We start from the raw sequence: 18,726 nt of genomic DNA, 5'->3' as shown, positions 1-18,726 counted from the left end.
CTCAAGTAGGGCACTCCAGCGCCATCAGGGCGGCCACCCGGCGCGCGCGGGCGCGGGCCGCTTCCAGCTGCCGTGGCGAGGCATTGCGTATTTCGTCTTCCGCCAAGCGCCGTTCCAGCTTGGCCTTGTCGCAGCGCTGGCGGCGCGCCGCGGCGGCCCGGTCGGCGCTGACATCGCTGCGTTCCTGCGCGGCCTCGCGCTTTTCGCGCTCGCGCTGCAGCCGCTCGCTGTGCGCCTGCAGGCGCGCCAGTTCGCGCGGTGCGTCCTGCGCGGGCGCCGGTGCGGCGGGCACGGCGAGCGTATCCTGCTTGCCCCGCTGGCACGGCGCATCGGCATACGTGACCTTGCCGTCCACCGTGCATTTGTAGACCTGCGCGTCGGCGGGAAGAGAACAAGCGGACAAAGCCAGCGCGGCGGCCAGCAAGGCGACGGTCTTCACAGGATCTTCCCCGGATTCATGATGTTCAGCGGGTCGAGCGCGCCCTTGATGGCGCGCATCAGCTGCAGGGCGACGGGACTCTTGTAGCGCGCCAGCTCGTCGCGCTTGAGCGCGCCGATGCCGTGTTCCGCCGAGATCGAGCCGCCGTGTTGCGCCACGCTGTCGTGCACCACGCGGTTGACGGCTTCCTGGTTGGCCAGGAAGGCTTCATTGCCGATGCCCGCCGGCGGCGCCACGTTGAAGTGCAGGTTGCCGTCGCCCAGGTGGCCGAAGCAGACCAGCTGGCAACCGGGGAAGGCCTGCTGCAGCAGCGGTTCGGTGGTGGCGATGAAGTCGGCGATGCGCGAGACCGGCAGGGCGATGTCGTGCTTGATGTTCTTGCCGGCCGCCGCCTGCGCCAGCGGAATGTGCTCGCGCAACTGCCACAGGCCGCGCGATTGGGCGACGGAAGCGGCGACGACAGCGTCCAGCGCCACCGCCTCTTCGATGGCGGCGCCGATGGCCTGCTCCAGCAGCGCCACCGCGTGCGCCGCCGATTCGCTGCTGGACAGCTCGACCAGCGCGTACTGCGGATGCTGCTGCGCGAAGGGGCGCGGCAGCTGCGGAAAGTGGCTTGCGACCAGGCGCAGGCAGAACGCCGACATCAGCTCGAACCCCGTCAGGCTGGCGCCGGCCCGGTCCTGCAGCAGCGACAGCAGGCGCAGCGCGTGCGCCGGGCTGGCCAGCGCCACCAGCGCCGTGATGGCAGCCTTCGGCTGCGGATACAGCTTCAATACGGCGCCCGTGATGATGCCCAAGGTGCCCTCGGCGCCGATGTACAGGTCGCGCAGGTCGTAGCCCGTATTGTCCTTGCGCAGGCCGGCGAGGCCGGACCAGATGTCGCCCTGCGGCGTGACCACTTCCAGGCCCAGGCACAGCTCGCGCGCATTCCCGTAGCGCAGCACGGCGGTGCCGCCCGCATTGGTGGACAGGTTGCCGCCGATCGTGCAGCTGCCTTCGGCGGCCAGCGACAACGGGAACAGGCAGTCGTGCGCGGCCGCCGCCTCCTGCGCCTGCTGCAGGATGCAACCGGCATCGACCGTCATCGTGCGGTTGACGGCATCGACGGCGCGCACGCGGTTCAGCCGCGCCAGCGACAGCACGACGGCGGTGCCGGCAGCATCGGGCACGCTGCCCAGCACCAGGCCCGTGTTGCCGCCCTGCGGCACGATGGGCACGCGCGCGGCGGCGCAGGCACGCACCAGCGCCGCCACCTCCTCGACGCTGCCAGGGCGCAGTACCGCACGTGCACTGCCGGTGAAGCGGCCGCGCCAGTCACGCAGGAACGGCGCCATGTCGGCCGCTTCGTGCAGCACGTGGGCGGCGCCGACGAGCGCGCGGCAAGTGTCGAGAAAGGCTTGCGCCTCAGCGCTCATGGCCGGCCGCCGGGCGCGTTCGTGCCGCGCGTGACTTTTTCCAGCAGTTCCTGCGCAGCCTTTTTGGCGGCGCGCTTGTACGGCTGCACGTACGCCAGCGCGCAGCAGAAGAACACGAACACGATGGCCGCCTCGCCCCAGCCCAGCCACGGCATGGCGCGGTCGCTCCAGCCGCGCACGACGCCCTCGGTGAAGTACAGCAGGATCATCATCGACGTCCACTGCAAGGTGTACAGGTCGCGCTTGATGACGCCGATCAGCGGGAACACGAGCGGCACCGCCTTCAGGGCCAGCCAGGACCCGCCCGGGTGCAGCGGCGCCAGCACCAGCTCCCACAGCAGGCACCAGATCACCAGCAGGGCCACGCTGAGCAGCGCGCCCCACCAGGCGATCCTCTGGCGCAGGCCCGGCATCATGCGCTCCTGGCGGTGGCCGGGACGGGGCCGGCCAGCCGCAGCGCCGCTTCGGCCAGGCGCCGGCCTTGCGCGACGGCGAGGCGCTTTTCTTCGTCCGTGATGGGCTTCTTGCCGTCCAGGCCGGCCCAGTGGCTGGCGCCATAAGGGGTGCCGCCGGAGGACGTGGTCATCAGGTCGGGATTCGTGTACGGCAGCCCCATGACCAGCATGCCATGGTGCAGCAGCGGGATCATCATCGACAGCAGCGTGCCTTCCTGGCCGCCGTGCAGGCTGCCGGTGGACGTAAACACGCAGGCGGGCTTACCGGCCAGCGCGCCGGACAGCCACTGGCTCGACGTGCCGTCCCAGAAATACTTCATGGCCGATGCCATGTTGCCGAAGCGGGTCGGCGAGCCGACGGCCAGGCCGGCGCATTCCTCCAGGTCGGCCAGTTCGACGTAAGGAGCGCCATCGGCCGGGACATCCGGGGCGGTGGCCTCGGCGACGGTGGAGACGGCGGGGACCGTGCGCAGCCGGGCATCGCAGCCGGGGACGCTTTCGATGCCCTGGGCGATGAGCTCGGCCAGTTTGCGGGTGGCGCCGTGCCGGGAATAGTACAGGACGAGGATAATCGGATTGGGTGCGTTCATCGTTGGTATTATATGGCCCTTTATGGACTTTCAGGCAACGGCGCGCAGGCGCGGTTGCCAGCCCCGCGCCGAACCCTCTGCATGCCATCCTCCTTCCTGCCGACGTTGTACCGCTATCTTTCCCGCAGCTGCCATGACGGCATCGCCGAACTGCGTTCGCTGTCATGGAGCGAGGTACGCGACCTGTACCTGTTCGCCCGGCGCCGCCTGCGCGAGGAAAGCCTGCCGCAGGTGGCGGGCGGCCTGACCTTTACCACCGTGTTCGCGCTGGTGCCGGTGCTGACGATCGCGCTCGCCGTGTTTACCACGTTCCCGATGTTCAAGACGTTCCGCACCGCGCTGGAGGCATACTTCATCCAGAGCGTGATGCCGAAGGCGATCTCGAACACGATCCTGTCGTACCTGACGACGTTCGCGCAACAGGCCACGCGGCTGTCCGCCGTGGGTGCCGTCACGCTGGTGCTGACGTCGGTGGCGATGATGGGCATGATCGAGCGCGTGTTCAACCGCATCTGGCGGGTCAAGGCGGAGCGGCGCTGGACCCGCCGCATCCTCGTCTACTGGGCGCTGATCACCCTGGGCCCGCTGGTGGTCGGCGTGTCGCTGTCGCTGTCCACGACGGTGTTTACGGCGACGACGTCGCTGGTGGGCGACGTGGCCGGGGCCCTGTTCTACACGATCCTGTCGCTGGCCCTGACGACGGCCGGCTTCACGTTCCTCTACCTGGCCGTCCCGAACCGCAACGTCGACTGGCGCGATGCGCTGGCCGGCGGCGTGCTGGCCGGGCTGGCGTTCGAGCTGGCCAAGCGCGGCTTTGCCGTGTTCATCACGCAGTTCCCGACGTACTCGAAGATCTACGGCGCGCTGGCCGCGCTGCCCCTGTTCCTGCTGTGGGTCTACCTGTCGTGGATGATCACGCTGGTGGGCGCGCTGCTGACGGCCGCGCTGCCGGTCGTGAAGTACGAGCGCTGGTGGCACGAACCGGCGCCCGGCAGCGCCTTCGTCGACGCGATGGCCGTGTTGAAGGTGCTGGACGTGGCGTGCCGCTGCGGCGACACGGCGCTCGTCAGCGCGAGCACCATCCGCGCCCGCACCCGGCTCGGTTTCGACGAGATGGACTTGCTGCTGGAACGAATGCAGGCGCAGGGCTGGGTGGGGCGCGTGAAGCTCGATGCGCCGGCCCGGGTCCAGTGGGGCAAGCACGTGGACGGCGATGCGGACAGCTGGGTACTGCTGGCCAACACGGAGCGCCTGACCCTGGCCGACGTCTACCGCCTGTTCGTATTCGGCGGCATGCCGGTCAACGCCGGTGTCGTGGCCGATTCGGACGATCCGCGCGACGTGCAGGCCAGCCGCGATGCGGCCCGGCTGGCGCGGCAGGTCGAGGCGGCCGTCGAGACCGGGCTGGGCCTGCCGCTGGCCCAGCACTTCGGCCTGCTGGACTGCCGCTGACGCTCAGCCGGCGGCGAGGAAGGCCGCCAGCGTGTCCAGCACGGCCCGCGGCTGCTCGGCCATCATCTGGTGGCCGGCATCGACCGTGACGTGGCGCGCCGTGGGCAGCGCGGCCGGCAACTCGCCGCAGCTGGGCGGCGTCATCGCGTCGTGCGCGCCGGCCAGCAGCAGCACGGGACAGCGCACCTGCGCGGCGGCGGCCGTGCCGTTGGCATAGGCCTTGCAGGCGGCAAGGTCGGTGTGCAGCAGGTGGCGCGGGCAACGCGCGGCGATCGCCTGCATCAGCGTGCGCGAGGCCGGCACCGCGGGATGCTCGGTACCGGCCGGCCCCGGCGCGTGCGACCAGCGCGCCACCATGTCGATGGCGGCCGGTTCGTCTTCCAGCGCCGTCTTCAGCAGCGCACCGGACACCTTCATGGGGAAGGTGCTGCCCAGCAGGGCCAAGTGCGACACGCGCTGCGGCGCCCGGGCCGCCGCCTCCAGGCAGACCAGCGAGCCCATGCTGTGGCCGGCCAGGGCGACGCGGTCCACGTTACGCTCATCCAAGGTCGCCAGCAACCAGTCGGCCATCGCCTCGACGGACGCCAGCGGCGTGCCGGCGCCGTCATGGGCCGGCAGGTCGACGGCCAGCACGCGCCAGCCGTGCCGTTCCAGGTCGGGGACGAGTGGTGTCCAGACGGTGTGATCGTTCAGCGCGCCGTGCACGAGGACGAGGGTGGATGAGGGCATGGCGTCTCCTGTCGGGTTGTAGTGGCCCGATGCTACCGTGCTGGCGCCAGCCGTCAAGGGTGTTGCATCCTGGTTATGCGCACCGCTGGATTTTTTGCCGGGCATCGGCTACATTCGGCTATAGCGCTGACAAGCTGTTTCACAATGGCCGGCACCCTTGCGGCCCGGGCCACTTTGAGGCAGTTTCCTGGCACTAACTTACCCACCCATTTTCGCGCGGACAGGACGGCCACCATGAAAGTTTCAGAAATCCTGCAAGTCAAAGGCAATATCCTCTACACGATCAGCCCCGACCAGCCCCTGGCGGACGCCGCCAACACGATGGCCGAGAAGGACATCGGTTCGCTCGTCGTGATGGAATACGGCGACCTGGTGGGCATGCTGACCTTCCGCGAGGTACTCAAGGCGCTGCACGCCAACGACGGCACGGTGGGCGGCGGCACGGTGCGCAAGCACATGGACGATCACCCGATCACCGTCACGCCGGACACGGAAGTGAACGAAGTGCGCCGCATCATGTTGGAAAAGCACGCGCGCTACCTGCCCGTGATGAACGCCAAGACGATCCTGGGCGTGATCTCGTTCTATGACGTGGCCCGCGCCGTGCTGGAAGCGCAGAGCTTCGAAAACCGCATGCTGAAGGCGTATATCCGCGACTGGCCGGCCGAGGAAGACGAGTTCGCGGCGGCGAACCAGCGCTGAGACCCGCCGACGCAATGGCTTAGGGTCTGCCGGGCCGCCGTATCGTCCCGCAGGGGACTGACCCTGGTTTTAATCGCAGAAGCATGATTTTCCGCGAGAGAAACCGGTGTCAGCCGGTCGCCGGACCGCCCAAAAAACGGGACAGACTCCAAGCTCGACGTATCCAGGCGGCTTCCCACAGATCGCCAACTTCAAGCGCTCCGCCGCGCCTCCCCAGCCAGCCACGCCATCAAATCCTCCGCCGGCATCGGCCGCGCGAACAAGAAGCCCTGCGCCAGCGGACACCCGAGGTGGAACAGGACCTGCGCCTGGCGCTCGTCCTCGACGCCTTCGGCCACGATCGACAGCCCCAGGTTGCGGCCCAGCTGGATCACCATTTCCGCGATGCTGCTGCCGCGCGACGAACCCGTGATCTCGGTAACGAACGCGCGGTCGATCTTGAGGCGGTCGATCTGCAGCCGCTGCAGGTGCGACAGCGACGAGAAGCCCGTGCCGAAGTCGTCGATCGCCACCTTGACCCCCGTGCCGCGGACCTCGGCCAGCATCTCGACCAGCAGGTGCGGCTCTTCCATCGCCATCGACTCCGTGATCTCCAGCTCCACGTACTCGGGCGGCGCGCCCGTGTCGTCCAGCGCCTGGCGCAGCATGGCCAGGAATTGCGGGTGGCGGAACTGCACCTGCGATACGTTGACGGATACCGTGAAGTCGCGGTGGCCCGCCGCCCGCAGACGGACCAGTTCCGCGCAGGCGGTGCGCAGCACCCACTCGCCCAGCTCGATGATGAGGCCGGAATATTCGGCGATCGGAATGAAGCGGTCGGGCGAAACGAACTTGCCGTCGCGCGTGCGCCAGCGCAGCAATGCCTCGGCGCCCACGGGGCGGCGCGTGGCCAGGTCGATCTGCGGCTGGTACATCAGGAACAGCTCGTGCTGGCTGAAAGCCGTGCGCAGTGCGTGCATCATGCGCACCCGCTCGCGGATCTCGACACCCATGTTGCGCGAGAAGTAGAAGTGGCCGGCGCGCTGCTGCGACTTGGCGCGCTTGAGCGCGATATCGGCATCCTTCAACGCGTCGGCGCCGCTGCCGTCGTGCTCCGCCAGGCGCACCAGGCCGAGGGTGGCCGACAATTGCACGTCCTGGCCCTCGATATTGAACGGCTGCTGGAACTGCGCCAGGATATTGGCCGGATTCACGCTGGCTTCCTCGCCCAGCACGCAGAAGATGTCCCCGCCGATGCGCGCCACCGTCAGCTGCTGGCCCAGGCTGTGGCGCAGCCGGCTGCCGACCGCCGCCAGCAGCTGGTCGCCGAATTCATGGCCCAGGGCATCGTTGGTCTCGGCAAAATGATCGAGATCGACCAGCGACAGCACGGCCTCGTCGCGCGCCGGTCCGGCCAGCGTGGCATCGAGGATTTCCACCAGGCGGGTGCGATTGGGCAGCTTCGACAGCGTGTCGTAGAACGCCGCGTCGTGCAGGTGCGCGACCAGTTCGACGTTGTCCAGGCCCACGGCCACGTTGGCCGTGAAGACGTCCAGCAGGCGCTCTTCCAGCTCGCCCGGTGCACGCGCCACGTCCAGCTGGGCGACAAACGTGCGGCACGACTTGCCGGCGAAGTACAGTGCGACGGCGCCGGCCGTGTACAGGTTGCGCCGTTCGGCCAGGGCGCGCGCGGCCAGCGGCACCGGCAGCGCGCCGCCGGCGAACTGGCGGCCTTCGTACGACACCCAGTCGCCGGTCGCGGCCAGCACGTGCAGCTGGGGCGTGTCGCAGCCTTCCTGCGCGCACAGGAAGCCGCTGCAAGGCTGGCCCGGGTTGGATTGCCCCAGCAGCGCGGCGGCCTGCGCCAGCACCCCTGCGGCAAAGCTGCCCACCCCGTGCAGCGCCATCAGCTCGGTGCTGGCGTGGACGATCTGGCTCAGGCCGCGCCGGCTGTCGCTGATCTTGCGGATCTGCTCGTACGAGCGGATGGCCGCCGTCACCGTGGTGTACAGCTTGATGCGGGTCAGTTCGGACTTGGTCTTGTAGTCGTTGATGTCGAAATCGCGGATGGCATCGATCTCCGGCGCATAGCCAGGCTGGCCGGTACGCAGGATGATGCGCACGTCCGCCAGCTTCAGCGTCTCGCGGATGTGGCGCACCAGGTGGAGGCCGGCGTCGTCCTGTTCCATCACGACGTCCAGCAGGATGACGGCGATGTCGTGTTCGTGGGCCAGCAGTTCGCGCGCCTGCGCGGCGGAGTAGGCGTGCACGAACTCCAGCGGACGGCCCTGCATCTCCAGGTTCCCCAGCGCGAACGTGGTGGTGGAATGGACGTCCTCGTCGTCATCGACGACCATCACGCGCCACACACCTTGCGCTGCCGGCGGGGCCGGGTCCGCGGCAGGCTCTTCCAGGAAGACCAGGTCGTCCTGGTCGTCGCGCGGCGTCGACTCCTCTTGCGTCAGATCGTCCCGGCCCAGGGCTGGGGAGTGATCGATGGGGGCATGCGTGCTTCTCCGAATTGGTCCTTGGTGCCGTTCTTTCCCTGCCTAAGTATATAAGGGAATGAACAACATTCGGAAATTGTATGGCGCAACTCGCTTGCCCTGCCGTCATTTTCCTAATTTCCACATGGAAACTGATGTTTTTATGCCATAGTGGACCGGGGCAGGCGCCGCGCTGGCAGAGACGTTGCCAACGGGGTAAAATTGCCAATTCTTCCGTCACGCGTCTTGTACGTCTACCATCACTATGTCCGGCAATTCCTTTGGCAAGCTGTTCACTGTCAGCACTTTTGGCGAATCCCACGGACCGGCGATCGGCTGCGTCGTCGACGGTTGCCCGCCGGGCCTGCCGTTGTCGGAGGCGGACATCCAGCCCGAGCTGGACCGGCGCAAGCCCGGTACGTCGCGCCATGTGACGCAGCGCCAGGAACCGGATGCGGTGCAGATCCTGTCCGGCGTCTACGAGGGCGTGACGACGGGCACGCCGATCGCGCTGCTGATCAAAAACGAAGACCAGCGCAGCAAGGACTACGGCAATATCGCCGACAGCTTCCGGCCCGGCCATGCCGACTACACTTATTGGCACAAGTACGGCGTGCGCGACCCGCGCGGCGGTGGACGTTCGTCCGCACGGCTGACGGCGCCGGTGGTGGGCGCGGCCGCGATCGCGAAGAAATGGCTGAAGGCGCAGTACGGCACCGAGTTCCTGGGCTGCATGAGCCAGTTGGGCGAGATCGAGGTGCCGTTCCAGGATTGGGCCCACGCGGCGCACAACCCGTTCTTCGCGGCCACCGGCGACGCGGCGCTGATCGCGCGCATGGAAACCTATATGGACGAACTGCGCAGGGCCGGCGACTCGATCGGCGCGCGCATCGACGTCATCGCCCGAAACGTGCCGGTGGGCCTGGGCCAGCCGATCTACGACAAGCTCGATGCCGACATCGCCTACGCGATGATGGGCATCAATGCCGTCAAAGGGATCGAGATCGGCGCCGGCTTCGACTCGGTCGCCCAGCGCGGTTCGGAACACGGCGACGAGCTGACGCCGCAAGGCTTCGTGGGCAACCACTCGGGCGGCATCCTGGGCGGCATCTCGACGGGGCAGGACATCACGGTCTCGATCGCGATCAAGCCCACCTCGTCGATCCGCACGCCGCGCCGCTCCATCGACAAGGACGGCAATCCGGTCACGGTGGAGACCTTCGGCCGCCATGACCCGTGCGTGGGCATCCGCGCCACGCCGATCGCCGAGGCCATGCTGGCCCTGGTGCTGATGGACCACGCGCTGCAGCACCGCGCCCAGTGCGGCGACGTGGCCGTGCGCACGCCCGACATCGCCCGCGCCGGGCGCTGAACCGTCGCCGATCCTGCCGCTTCAGGCGGCGCGGCTGGCCACGGTCTCGAACGCGTGGCGCCGCTCGACGGCGCGCATGACCAGCGCGCGCAGGTCGTTGAGGAGGGCGAATTCGGTCTGCGACAGCTCGATGGGCGGGAACGTCTCGTCCCAGTCGCCATACAGGAACCCGGCCGGCTGGCCGTTCGAGCTGAGCGGCAGGATGACGAAGCTGCGCGCTTCGGCCAGCGTGCTTTTCCACCACTGCGGCAGCTTGGCCGCGAACTTCGGGTCGCGCGCGTTCTCGATGAAGATCACGCGATCGCTGCCCAGCGCCGCGTGGAACACGTTGGGCTGGTAGCCGTCCTCGAACGTCATCAGCGGCAGGTGCTCCTTGAGCGACTCGCCGAAGCACATGCGCGCCGCATAGCGTCCTTCGCGGCGATTGCGCACGAACGCCACGGCACGCGAGAAGTCCAGGCCCTTGTACACCGTCTCCAGCGCGATCGACACCATCTGGCCCGGGCTGGCGCTGTCCACCATCTCGCGCATTTCCGCCAGGCCCGCCTGCAGGATCTTGTTGCCGGCCGCGCGCTGGCGCGTGCGCGCCAGTTCCTTGGCACGCCGCTCCGCCGGCTTCGACAGCGGCGCGATTGACAGGTCCTCGACGGCCGCGGCGCGCGCCTGGGCGATCGCCGCGGCGGCACGCTCCAGGTCCAGCCCCAGCATCGGCGCGTAGATTTCCGTGGCGCGCTGGACCTCGGCGGCGCCGTCCTCCTGGTCGTGCCACAGGCCTCCCGCGCAACGCCGCGCCAGCGTGGACAGGGCGGCGATCCAGTCGCCATGGCCGACCGGCGTGCCGGGCTCGCAGGGCTCGACGCTGCGCATGCCGGCGACCAGGTTGTGCGGCAGGCCCCAGCGCAGCGCGGCGGCGCGGCCGATCTCCGGCAGCGCGATACCCAGCAGCTGGGGCGCGGCGGCGTCCTCGCGGCCCGGTCCGGCGGCCTGCTGCAGGCGCTGCCACGCCTCGGGCATGTAGAACGTCACCATCATGCGGCCCAGCGTGTGCAGCATCGAGCACACCACGGCTTCCTCCGCATGCACGCTCTGCACGCTGGCGGCCAGCTCGCGCGCGACCAGGCCGGCCAGCACGGCCTTCTCCATCTCGATATGCGCATGGGCCGACTCGGGCCGCAGCTCGGACAGCTCCTCGATCAGCTTCAGGCCCAGGGCCAGGTGGCCGATGGCTTCGGTGCCCAGCACGAGCACCGCCTTCGTCACGGTGCTGACGTGCTGGCCGAACGCGGAGTACATGCCGCTGTTGGCCAGGCGCAGCACCTTCTGGGTCAGCACGGGGTCCGTCAGCACTGTTTCCGTCAGGCTGAACAGGTGGTCTTCCTCGCCGCGCATGGCGCCCAGGATGGTGCCGATGGCCTTGGCGAAGCCCGGCATGTCGCCCTGGCGCCGGGTGCGTTCCCACAGCAGGGACAAGGTCTGTTCGCCGAGCGCCGTGCCGGCCTTGTAGTGTTCTGTCATCCAGTTGCCCGCTGCGGTTGGTCCCGGCACAGGTCCGCGTAGTGACGCTCCGTCAGGGCCGCGACGGCGACGTTGGCCGCCATCGGCTTGCCCGTCAGGTAGCCTTGCACATAGCGGCAGCCGCGCTCGCGCATGTAGTGTATCTGCTCCTCGGTTTCCACGCCTTCCGCGACGACGGACAGCGACAAGTGCTTGGCCAGGTCCAGCACGGCGTTGCAGATCGCGCCGTCCTTCTGCGAGCCGGGCAGGTCGCGGATGAAGGCGCGGTCGATCTTCAGCACGGAAATCGGGAAGTTCTTCAGGTAGGCCAGCGACGAATAGCCGGTACCGAAATCGTCGATGGCGATGCGGGCGCGCCGCTCGACCATCTTGCCGAGGATGCTTTCCGCATGCACCGGGTCGATCATCAGGGTGCCCTCGGTGATCTCCAGCACCAGCTGCTCGCCGGCCACGCCGGAGTAGGCCAGCGCGTCGTCCAGCACGTCGAGGAATTTGTCGTTGCGGAACTGGCGCGGACTGATGTTGACGGACATGTACAGCGACCGCTTGGCCGCCGCCTCAAACTGGCGCAGTTGCACGCACGCGGCCTTCAGCGCCCATGCGCCCAGGAGGTTGATCAGGCCATTGGTCTCGGCCAGCGGGATGAAGCGCGCCGGCGGCACCATGCCCAGGGTCGGGTGCTTCCAGCGCATCAGTGTCTCGAAGCCTTCGATCTCGCGCGTGGCCGCATCGACGATGGGCTGGTAGTACAGCACGAACTCGCCTTCGCGCACGGCCTGGAACATGGCCGCCTCCAGCGAGATGTCATGTTCGGTCGGGCTGCTGTGGCGCGCGTTGTAGACGACGCAGCGGGCCTTGCCGGTTTCCTTGGCCCGCGACAGCGCCGCGTCGGCCAGCGCCAGCAAGCGGATCTCGTCCTCGGCGTGCTGCGGATACACCGACACGCCGACGGACGCCCCCACGTAGACCGTCTGGCCGTCGACGTCGAATGGCGACTGCAGCGTCGCCAGCAGCCGGCCCGTGACGAGGCGGATCTGCGCTTCGTTGAAGGTGCCCGGCAGGACCGCCACGAACTCGTCGCCGCCCACCCGGGCCAAGGTGTCGCTGTCGCGCAGCATCTTGCGCAGCCGCGCGGCCGCCATGCACAGCACGGCGTCGCCGGCCGGATGACCCAGCCCGTCGTTCACCTTCTTGAAGCCGTCCAGGCCCACGGTCGCAACGGCAAAGCCCTGGCCGGTACGGCGCGCCTGCGCGATCGTCATGCGGATGCGGTCGGACAGCAGGGCGCGGTTCGGCAGGCCGGTGAGGGCGTCGTGCGTGGCCATGTGGCGCAGGCGCGCTTCGGTGGCATGCTGGGCGGTCAGGTCGCGCCCCACGAGCAGGAGTTCGGCGCCATGGCTGGAAATGCGCAGGTCGTAGGGTGTCTCGACGTCCCCATGGCGCAAGCGCAGCTCGGCACGGGCGACGTGGACGGCCTGTGCCTCGGCCAGCGCGGCCTTCAGGATGCCGTGGTCGGCTTCGCAGACGAGCGCGCGCAGCGACTGGCCCACCAGTTCGGCGCCGCCGGCCAGCGTGGCGGCGCGCCGGCTGGCAAAGCGGATGTGCCCGCGCGGATCGGCGCGAAACACGATGTCGCCCGCCTCCTCGAGCATGCCATCGAAGGCGCTCGGGGTGTCGGTGGACGCGACGGTGGGGGTACCGGACAGCATTGGACGGGCTCGGATCTCTGGGAAGTGCGTCAAAAAGAGGCGGCTGGAACGTTATCTGTCGAGCCGGCAACAAATGTACCACTTTGTCGGGTTGTTTTACATGAAAAAGGGCAACATCAGGCCTATTTGGGCGGGAAAATCTTGCGCTACTTCACTAAAACAGCCTGTTGGTAACGTTTTCGGTGCGCCTGCGGGCCTTGCCGTTTCGGCTGGCCTGCGACGACGGGCGGCAGCCCGGCACCGTGGGAGGGGCGATGGAGCGGTTCGATACGCACGAAGTGTTCAACCCGGTGGCGCCGTTCGGCGACATCCACCTGTTCGCCTGCGATCCCGCGCTGGGCGAAGCGCTGGTGCGGGAGGGCGGCGGGGCGGCACAGGTCGCACTGCGGGATTGCGCCGCGATCCTGGCGCGGGCATTGGTGGAGGAGGGCGCGGCGCCGTAAAACATGGACAGCGCTTGCCCCGGGCTGGGATAATGCGCTACAACCCGCAAATTACTGTACAAAAATGAAACAAGATCCGCGCTTCCCGAACCTCTTCATCACCGACCATCCGCTGATCCAGCACAAGCTGAGCCACATGCGCGACAAGTCGACGTCGACCCGCACCTTCCGCGAACTGCTGAAGGAAATCACACTGTTGATGGGTTACGAAATCACCCGCGACCTGCCGCTGACCACGCGCGAGATCGAGACGCCCTTGATGACGGTCGACGCGCCCGTCATCGCCGGCAAGAAGTTGGCGGTGGTGCCGATCCTGCGCGCCGGCATCGGCATGAGCGATGGCCTGCTGAACCTGGTGCCGTCGGCCCGTGTCGGCCACATCGGCGTGTTCCGCGACCCGGACACGCACCAGCCTGTCGAGTACCTGGTGCGCCTGCCGGACCTGGTCGATCGCATCTTTATCCTGTGCGACCCGATGGTCGCCACGGGCAACTCCGCCGTGCACGCCGTGGACGTGCTGAAGAACCGCGGCGTCGGCGACGACCAGATCATCTTCCTGGCGCTGGTGGCGGCACCGGAAGGCATCGAGGTGTTCCAGAAGTCGCACCCGAACGTGAAGATCTATTGCGCGTCGCTGGATTCGCACCTGAACGAGCACGCCTACATCGTACCGGGCCTGGGCGACGCGGGCGACCGCATCTTCGGCACCAAGTAAGCCAATGGCCACGCCCGCCGATCCCGCGTTCCGCCAGCACCTGCAGGCGCTGGCCGACAAATACCGCGCCAGCATCCCGCAACGGCTGGCGGCGATCGGGGCGGCGCTGGATGCGGCCGGTACCACACCGGCCCCGGCACAGCTGGAGCCCCTGCACGAAGCATTGCATGCCGTGGCCGGCTCCGCCGGCTCCTTCGGCTTCGCGGCGCTGGGTGACGAAGCGCGCCGGCTGGAACAGCTGCTGCGGGAGACGATGGCGGCAACGGCGGCGTTTGGCGACGTCGTACCGCAGGTGCGGCATTACCTGGCGTGGGCCAATGACGATCCCACGGGCGCCACAATCCGTGCGCACGATTGACGCAGGTCAAACACTGCGTTGGATTATTGTCTATAGTTACACACATGCCGGGCGAAACAGCAGCTTCCGGGAATCTTGCAGCGCTTTTTGCCGTCTTTCATGACCGTTTCATGTCAATCGCATGACGGTTTCGTGACAAGGGGACAGAATTCTTGCCGCAAGACCACCCGAAAGCTCGTCTGTAGCAATTATTTTCGCAAAAACGTGCTGAAACCGTGACTCGTGACGTGCTTTTGGCGCCGTATTCGGTATAATGCGGGATCGTTTAGATTCAAGAGTAGTGCAGTTAGTCTGCCATTGCATACTTGCTTCAAACGATATCACGGGCGCAAGCTCATTTAACTGTAATAGGAATTGTAATGGCAACTGGTATCGTAAAATGGTTCAATGATTCGAAGGGTTTTGGCTTCATCACCCCTGACGAAGGCGGCGAAGATCTGTTCGCTCACTTCTCGGCGATCCAAACCACCGGCTTCAAATCTCTGCAAGAGAACCAACGCGTATCTTTCGAAGTGACCGCTGGTCCGAAAGGCAAGCAAGCTTCGAACATTCAGCCTCTGTAATACGCTGGATCTAACGAAATAAAAAATCCTCGGTTTCCGGGGATTTTTTTTCGCCTGTACGTCCCGCAATCCGGGGCGCCAGCCCACAAAACCGGCTACTCACGCTACCGCCGAGCCTGTGTCCACCATGCGGCTGCACCCCGACATGACACGGCCTCTGCCGGACTTGTCGCGGCATTCGACCGGCCAACGGCTGGCCTCGTGTCCCACAACGGGGTCAGGCACCAAAGTGGGACACGAGCTCATGCGTAGTGATCGAGCCGCGACGCCATTGCCGACACACGCTCGCCGCACGCGACACCGTCGGGCTCGTGTCCCACCGCGGGGTCAGTCACCAACTTGAGACATGAGCTCGGCATCGGGTCGTAGCTTGAACGGTGACGAGGTAGCAGCCGCCAGGGGCACAGCGCCACCGGTGGCGCCCAGCCCAGCGCCAGTGTCGCTGAGTCCGTGTCCATGTCGGGTGTGACACAGGCGGACACGCACCGGGTGTAGACGCCAGGCCCAGGTCAGCCCTGGCCCCAGTACCCCGGCTGCGCATAGCTGCGCCGCAGGAAGTCGACGAAGGTACGGATGCGCAGGGGCAGATGGCGCCGTTGCGCGAAGACGGCGTAGATGTCGTTGCCCGGCGCCGAGTACGCGTCGAGCACCGTCTGCAGCCGGCCCGCTTCGATGTCGCCGCCCACTTCCCACATCGAGCGCCAGGCCAGGCCCTTGCCGGCCAGTACCCAGTCGTGCAGGACGGCGCCGTCGTTGCAGCTCATATTGCCCGTCACTTTCAGCGTGACGGACTTGCCGCCGTCGCGGAACGTCCAGCCGCGCTGGCTGCCTTCGCTGCTGATGGCCATGCAGTTGTGTTTGGCGAGGTCGTCCAGGTTCTGCGGCACGCCGTGGCGTTTCAGGTAGGCGGGCGTGGCGACGACGACGCGGTGGTTGTCCGCAAGCTTGACGCTGACGAGGTTCGAGTCCTCCAGGCTGGCGATGCGGATTGCCACGTCCACCCCTTCGCCGATCAGGTCGACGACGCGGTCGTTCAGGTTCAGCGTGACGGTGACCTCACGGTGCTCGGCAAGGAACGACGGGATCAGCGGTGCCACGTGCTGCCGGCCGAACCCCGCCGGCGCGGAGATGAGCAGGTGTCCTGTCGCGCGTGCGCTGCGTTCGGAGACCGCGGCCTCGGCCGATTCCAGCTCGGCCAGGATGCGCTGGCAGTCCTCGAGGAACGCCGTGCCTTCGTCCGTCAGCGCCAGCTTGCGCGTGGTACGCTGGAGGAGTTTGACACCGAGGCGCTGCTCCAGCGCATCCAGGCGGCGACCGATGACGGCCGGGGCGATACCTTCCGCCCGGGCGGCGGCGGAGAGGCTGCCGCGGGCGACGACTTCGACAAAGGTGGAGATCTGACGGAACTGTCCCATGACGCGATCTATGACAAAAACGCACAGATGAAGTGATTATTTGTCTCGTTTATATAAGTGTCCGGTCAATATACTGGATTGCATTGCATTGCACCATATCACAAACCCAAGGAGATCCAGATGAGCAGCATTTCCCTTCCCGCAGGCATGGAAATCACGGGCGAGATCGCGCCCGGCTACGAACGCGTGCTGACGCCCGAGGCGCTGGCCCTCGTCGCGAAGCTGTCGCGCGAGTTCGAGCCACGCCGGCAGCAACTGCTGGCGGCGCGCGTCGAGCGTGCGCGCCGCCTCGATGCCGGCGAGCGTCCCGACTTCCTGGCCGAGACCGCGCATATCCGCGCCGGCGACTGGAAGATCGCACCGATTCCGCCGGCACTGGAATGCCGTCGCGTCGAGATCACGGGCCCGGTCGAGCGCAAGATGGTCATCAACGCGCTGAACTCCGGTGCGGACAGCTACATGACCGACTTCGAGGACTCCAACACGCCGAACTGGCGCAACCAGATCGACGGCCAGGTCAACATGATGGACGCCGTGCGCAAGACCATCGCCCTGGAGCAGAACGGCAAGTCGTACAAGCTGAACGAGAAGACGGCGACCCTGGTCGTGCGTCCCCGCGGCTGGCACCTGGACGAGAAGCACGTGCTGGTGGACGGCAAGCGCGTCTCCGGCGGCGTCTTCGACTTCGCGCTGTTCATGTTCCACAACGCCAAGGAACAACTGGCCCGCGGCGCCGGCCCGTACTTCTACCTGCCGAAGATGGAATCGCACCTGGAAGCGCGCCTGTGGAACGACATCTTCGTCATGACGCAGAACGAACTGGGCCTGCCGCAAGGCACCATCAAGGCCACCGTGCTGATCGAAACGATCCTGGCCGCGTTCGAAATGGACGAGATCCTGTATGAACTGCGCGAGCACAGCTCGGGCCTGAACGCGGGCCGCTGGGACTACATCTTCAGCTGCATCAAGAAGTTCAAGCTGGACAAGGAGTTCTGCCTGGCCGACCGGCCGAAGGTGACGATGACGGCGCCGTTCATGCGCGCCTACGCGCTGCTGCTGTTGAAGACGTGCCACAAGCGCGGCGCGCCGGCCATCGGCGGCATGTCGGCCCTGATCCCGATCAAGAACGACCCGGAAAAGAACGAAGTCGCGATGGGCGGCGTGCGCAACGACAAGGCGCGCGACGCCACCGATGGCTACGACGGCGGCTGGGTCGCGCACCCGGGCCTGGTCGACCTGGCGATGACGGAGTTCAGGAACGTGCTGGGCGACGCGCCGAACCAGATCGGCAAGCAGCGTCCGGACGTCGAGGTCACGGCGGCCGACCTGCTGAACTTCCAGCCGGAAGCGCCGATCACGGAGGCGGGCCTGCGCTACAACATCAACGTGGGCATCCATTACCTGGGCAGCTGGCTGGGCGGCAACGGCTGCGTGCCGATCCATAACCTGATGGAAGATGCGGCGACGGCCGAGATCAGCCGCTCGCAGGTGTGGCAGTGGATCCGCTCCAGCAAGGGCGTGCTGGAAGACGGCCGCAAGGTCACGGCCGACATGGTGCGGGCGATGATCGCGGAGGAACTGCCGAAAGTGCAGGGCGCCGCGCCGGACGGCTCGAGCCCGAACTACGCCCGCGCCGCCGCCATCTTCGAGGAGATGTCGACTTCCGAGCAGTTCGCCGAGTTCCTGACCTTGCCGCTGTACGAAGAAATCTGACGCCGCAGCGACCGGCGCTGGCTCAGCTGCTGCGCTGGGCCAGCGCAGGGCGCGCCAGGAATTCCTTCAGCCGGGCCTCGTCGATGCGGTGTCCGCCAATCCGGCGCAACAGCGCATCGATGCGATCGGTGCCCCAGAACAGCTCGTTCTGGTAGGCGAACGTGGGCACGCCAAATACACCGCGCGCGATCGCCTCATCCGTGGCGGCGATCAGCTGCTGCTTGATCTCGGGCGTGGCGGCGGCGACCTGCAACGCTTCGCCGTTCAGGTCGCATTCCTTCGCCACTTGCCGCAGCACGGCGGCATCCGAAACGTCCAGTCCCTTTTCCCAGCTCGCCTGCGCCAGCGCATAGGCAAACCGCTTGCGGCTCGTTGCCGACGGCACGCTTGCCAGCATGCGCAGCGCCAGCAGGGGATTGAACGGATGGCCTGGCGGGCCGCGGAACGCCAGCCCTTGGGCATCAGCGAGGCGCATCACGTCGCGAAACATCAGTTCACGCTTGGCCGGTACCTCCGCCGGGCCCTTGATGCCGTGGGCCTTCAGCATGCCCGCGAACAGCACGGGCTCGATCGCCACGTGCACGCCGGTCGCCTCGATGCGGGCGATCTGCTTCGTGGCCAGCCACACGAACGGGCTGATGGGGTCGAAATATAACTGGACCGTTTCCATAGTTCG

General features: G+C 67.2%; 18 protein-coding genes. 8 read left to right on the top strand and 10 right to left on the bottom strand.

The annotated features are described in order from the left end of the window. Position 1 precedes the first annotated feature (1 nt). The 4 genes from PX653_RS07950 to wrbA are packed head-to-tail and all read right to left on the bottom strand — an operon-like array spanning position 2 to position 2,899. Positions 2-439, bottom strand: a complete 438-nt coding sequence (locus PX653_RS07950) for a DUF4124 domain-containing protein (RefSeq protein ID WP_277417354.1) — start codon at positions 437-439, stop codon at positions 2-4. Beyond that, positions 436-1,854, bottom strand: a complete 1,419-nt coding sequence (locus PX653_RS07945) for an FAD-binding oxidoreductase (protein ID WP_277417353.1) — start codon at positions 1,852-1,854, stop codon at positions 436-438. Before PX653_RS07945 ends, PX653_RS07950 begins: the two co-directional genes overlap by 4 nt. Beyond that, entirely contained in the window at positions 1,851-2,270 is a 420-nt protein-coding gene (locus tag PX653_RS07940) for a DUF2069 domain-containing protein (protein WP_277417352.1), read from the bottom strand. Before PX653_RS07940 ends, PX653_RS07945 begins: the two co-directional genes overlap by 4 nt. Next, positions 2,267-2,899 carry an NAD(P)H:quinone oxidoreductase gene (wrbA, locus tag PX653_RS07935; RefSeq protein WP_277417351.1) on the bottom strand — a complete coding sequence of 211 codons (633 nt, stop codon included), beginning with the start codon at positions 2,897-2,899 and terminating at the stop codon, positions 2,267-2,269. Before wrbA ends, PX653_RS07940 begins: the two co-directional genes overlap by 4 nt. 81 nt (positions 2,900-2,980) lie before the next feature. Between wrbA and PX653_RS07930 the strand changes: the two genes are divergently transcribed. After that, entirely contained in the window at positions 2,981-4,351 is a 1,371-nt protein-coding gene (locus tag PX653_RS07930) for a YihY family inner membrane protein (protein ID WP_277417350.1), read from the top strand. Positions 4,352-4,354: 3 nt separating this feature from the next. On the opposite strand, the gene PX653_RS07925 is transcribed toward PX653_RS07930, so the two are convergent. Continuing rightward, a complete protein-coding gene (locus tag PX653_RS07925) occupies positions 4,355-5,080 on the bottom strand; it encodes an alpha/beta fold hydrolase (RefSeq protein WP_277417349.1) in 726 nt (241 codons plus the stop codon). 234 nt (positions 5,081-5,314) lie between these two features. Between PX653_RS07925 and PX653_RS07920 the strand changes: the two genes are divergently transcribed. Beyond that, positions 5,315-5,782, top strand: coding sequence for a CBS domain-containing protein (locus PX653_RS07920; protein ID WP_107142112.1), 468 nt, complete (start codon positions 5,315-5,317; stop codon positions 5,780-5,782). Between the two features lie 191 nt (positions 5,783-5,973). Here the strand turns inward: PX653_RS07920 and PX653_RS07915 are convergent, their stop codons facing one another. Next, entirely contained in the window at positions 5,974-8,118 is a 2,145-nt protein-coding gene (locus tag PX653_RS07915) for a bifunctional diguanylate cyclase/phosphodiesterase (protein ID WP_277418541.1), read from the bottom strand. Positions 8,119-8,512: 394 nt separating this feature from the next. Here PX653_RS07915 and aroC point away from each other — a divergent pair, with 394 nt between their 5' ends. After that, a complete protein-coding gene (gene aroC / locus PX653_RS07910; protein ID WP_277417348.1) occupies positions 8,513-9,619 on the top strand; it encodes a chorismate synthase in 1,107 nt (368 codons plus the stop codon). A 21-nt stretch (positions 9,620-9,640) separates the two neighbouring features. Here the strand turns inward: aroC and PX653_RS07905 are convergent, their stop codons facing one another. Beyond that, positions 9,641-11,134 (bottom strand): HDOD domain-containing protein, encoded by a 1,494-nt coding sequence (locus tag PX653_RS07905; protein ID WP_277417347.1) that lies wholly within the window; start codon positions 11,132-11,134, stop codon positions 9,641-9,643. Next, complete coding sequence (locus PX653_RS07900) at positions 11,131-12,843, bottom strand: putative bifunctional diguanylate cyclase/phosphodiesterase (RefSeq protein WP_277417346.1); 1,713 nt, start codon at positions 12,841-12,843, stop codon at positions 11,131-11,133. The genes PX653_RS07905 and PX653_RS07900 overlap by 4 nt, the downstream gene beginning before the upstream one ends. A gap of 254 nt (positions 12,844-13,097) precedes the next feature. On the opposite strand from PX653_RS07900, the gene PX653_RS07895 reads away from it, so the two are divergent. The 4 genes from PX653_RS07895 to PX653_RS07880 all read left to right on the top strand — a co-directional run bounded on the left by PX653_RS07895 (position 13,098) and on the right by PX653_RS07880 (position 14,922). After that, positions 13,098-13,286 (top strand): hypothetical protein, encoded by a 189-nt coding sequence (locus tag PX653_RS07895; protein WP_277417345.1) that lies wholly within the window; start codon positions 13,098-13,100, stop codon positions 13,284-13,286. Positions 13,287-13,350: 64 nt separating this feature from the next. Further along, positions 13,351-14,001, top strand: a complete 651-nt coding sequence (upp, locus tag PX653_RS07890; protein ID WP_277417344.1) for a uracil phosphoribosyltransferase — start codon at positions 13,351-13,353, stop codon at positions 13,999-14,001. Between the two features lie 4 nt (positions 14,002-14,005). Then, positions 14,006-14,359 carry an Hpt domain-containing protein gene (locus tag PX653_RS07885; RefSeq protein WP_277417343.1) on the top strand — a complete coding sequence of 118 codons (354 nt, stop codon included), beginning with the start codon at positions 14,006-14,008 and terminating at the stop codon, positions 14,357-14,359. Between the two features lie 359 nt (positions 14,360-14,718). Then, on the top strand, positions 14,719-14,922 hold the full coding sequence (locus PX653_RS07880) for a cold-shock protein (protein WP_107142119.1): 204 nt from the start codon (positions 14,719-14,721) through the stop codon (positions 14,920-14,922). 509 nt (positions 14,923-15,431) lie between these two features. Here PX653_RS07880 and PX653_RS07875 read toward each other — a convergent pair. Further along, on the bottom strand, positions 15,432-16,337 hold the full coding sequence (locus PX653_RS07875) for a LysR family transcriptional regulator (protein WP_277417342.1): 906 nt from the start codon (positions 16,335-16,337) through the stop codon (positions 15,432-15,434). A 120-nt stretch (positions 16,338-16,457) separates the two neighbouring features. Between PX653_RS07875 and aceB the strand changes: the two genes are divergently transcribed. Further along, the gene (gene aceB / locus PX653_RS07870) at positions 16,458-18,050 is read left to right on the top strand and encodes a malate synthase A (RefSeq protein WP_277417341.1); all 1,593 of its coding nucleotides are present in this window, start codon (positions 16,458-16,460) and stop codon (positions 18,048-18,050) included. A 22-nt stretch (positions 18,051-18,072) separates the two neighbouring features. On the opposite strand, the gene PX653_RS07865 is transcribed toward aceB, so the two are convergent. Further along, positions 18,073-18,720 (bottom strand): 2-hydroxychromene-2-carboxylate isomerase, encoded by a 648-nt coding sequence (locus tag PX653_RS07865; protein WP_277417340.1) that lies wholly within the window; start codon positions 18,718-18,720, stop codon positions 18,073-18,075. Between the last annotated feature and the right edge of the window lie 6 nt (positions 18,721-18,726).

Source organism: Pseudoduganella chitinolytica (assembly GCF_029028125.1).
Lineage (GTDB): Bacteria > Pseudomonadota > Gammaproteobacteria > Burkholderiales > Burkholderiaceae_D > Rugamonas > Rugamonas chitinolytica.
Note: the sequence above shows the minus strand (reverse complement) of the source record. Positions and strands in the feature narration are given on the sequence as shown.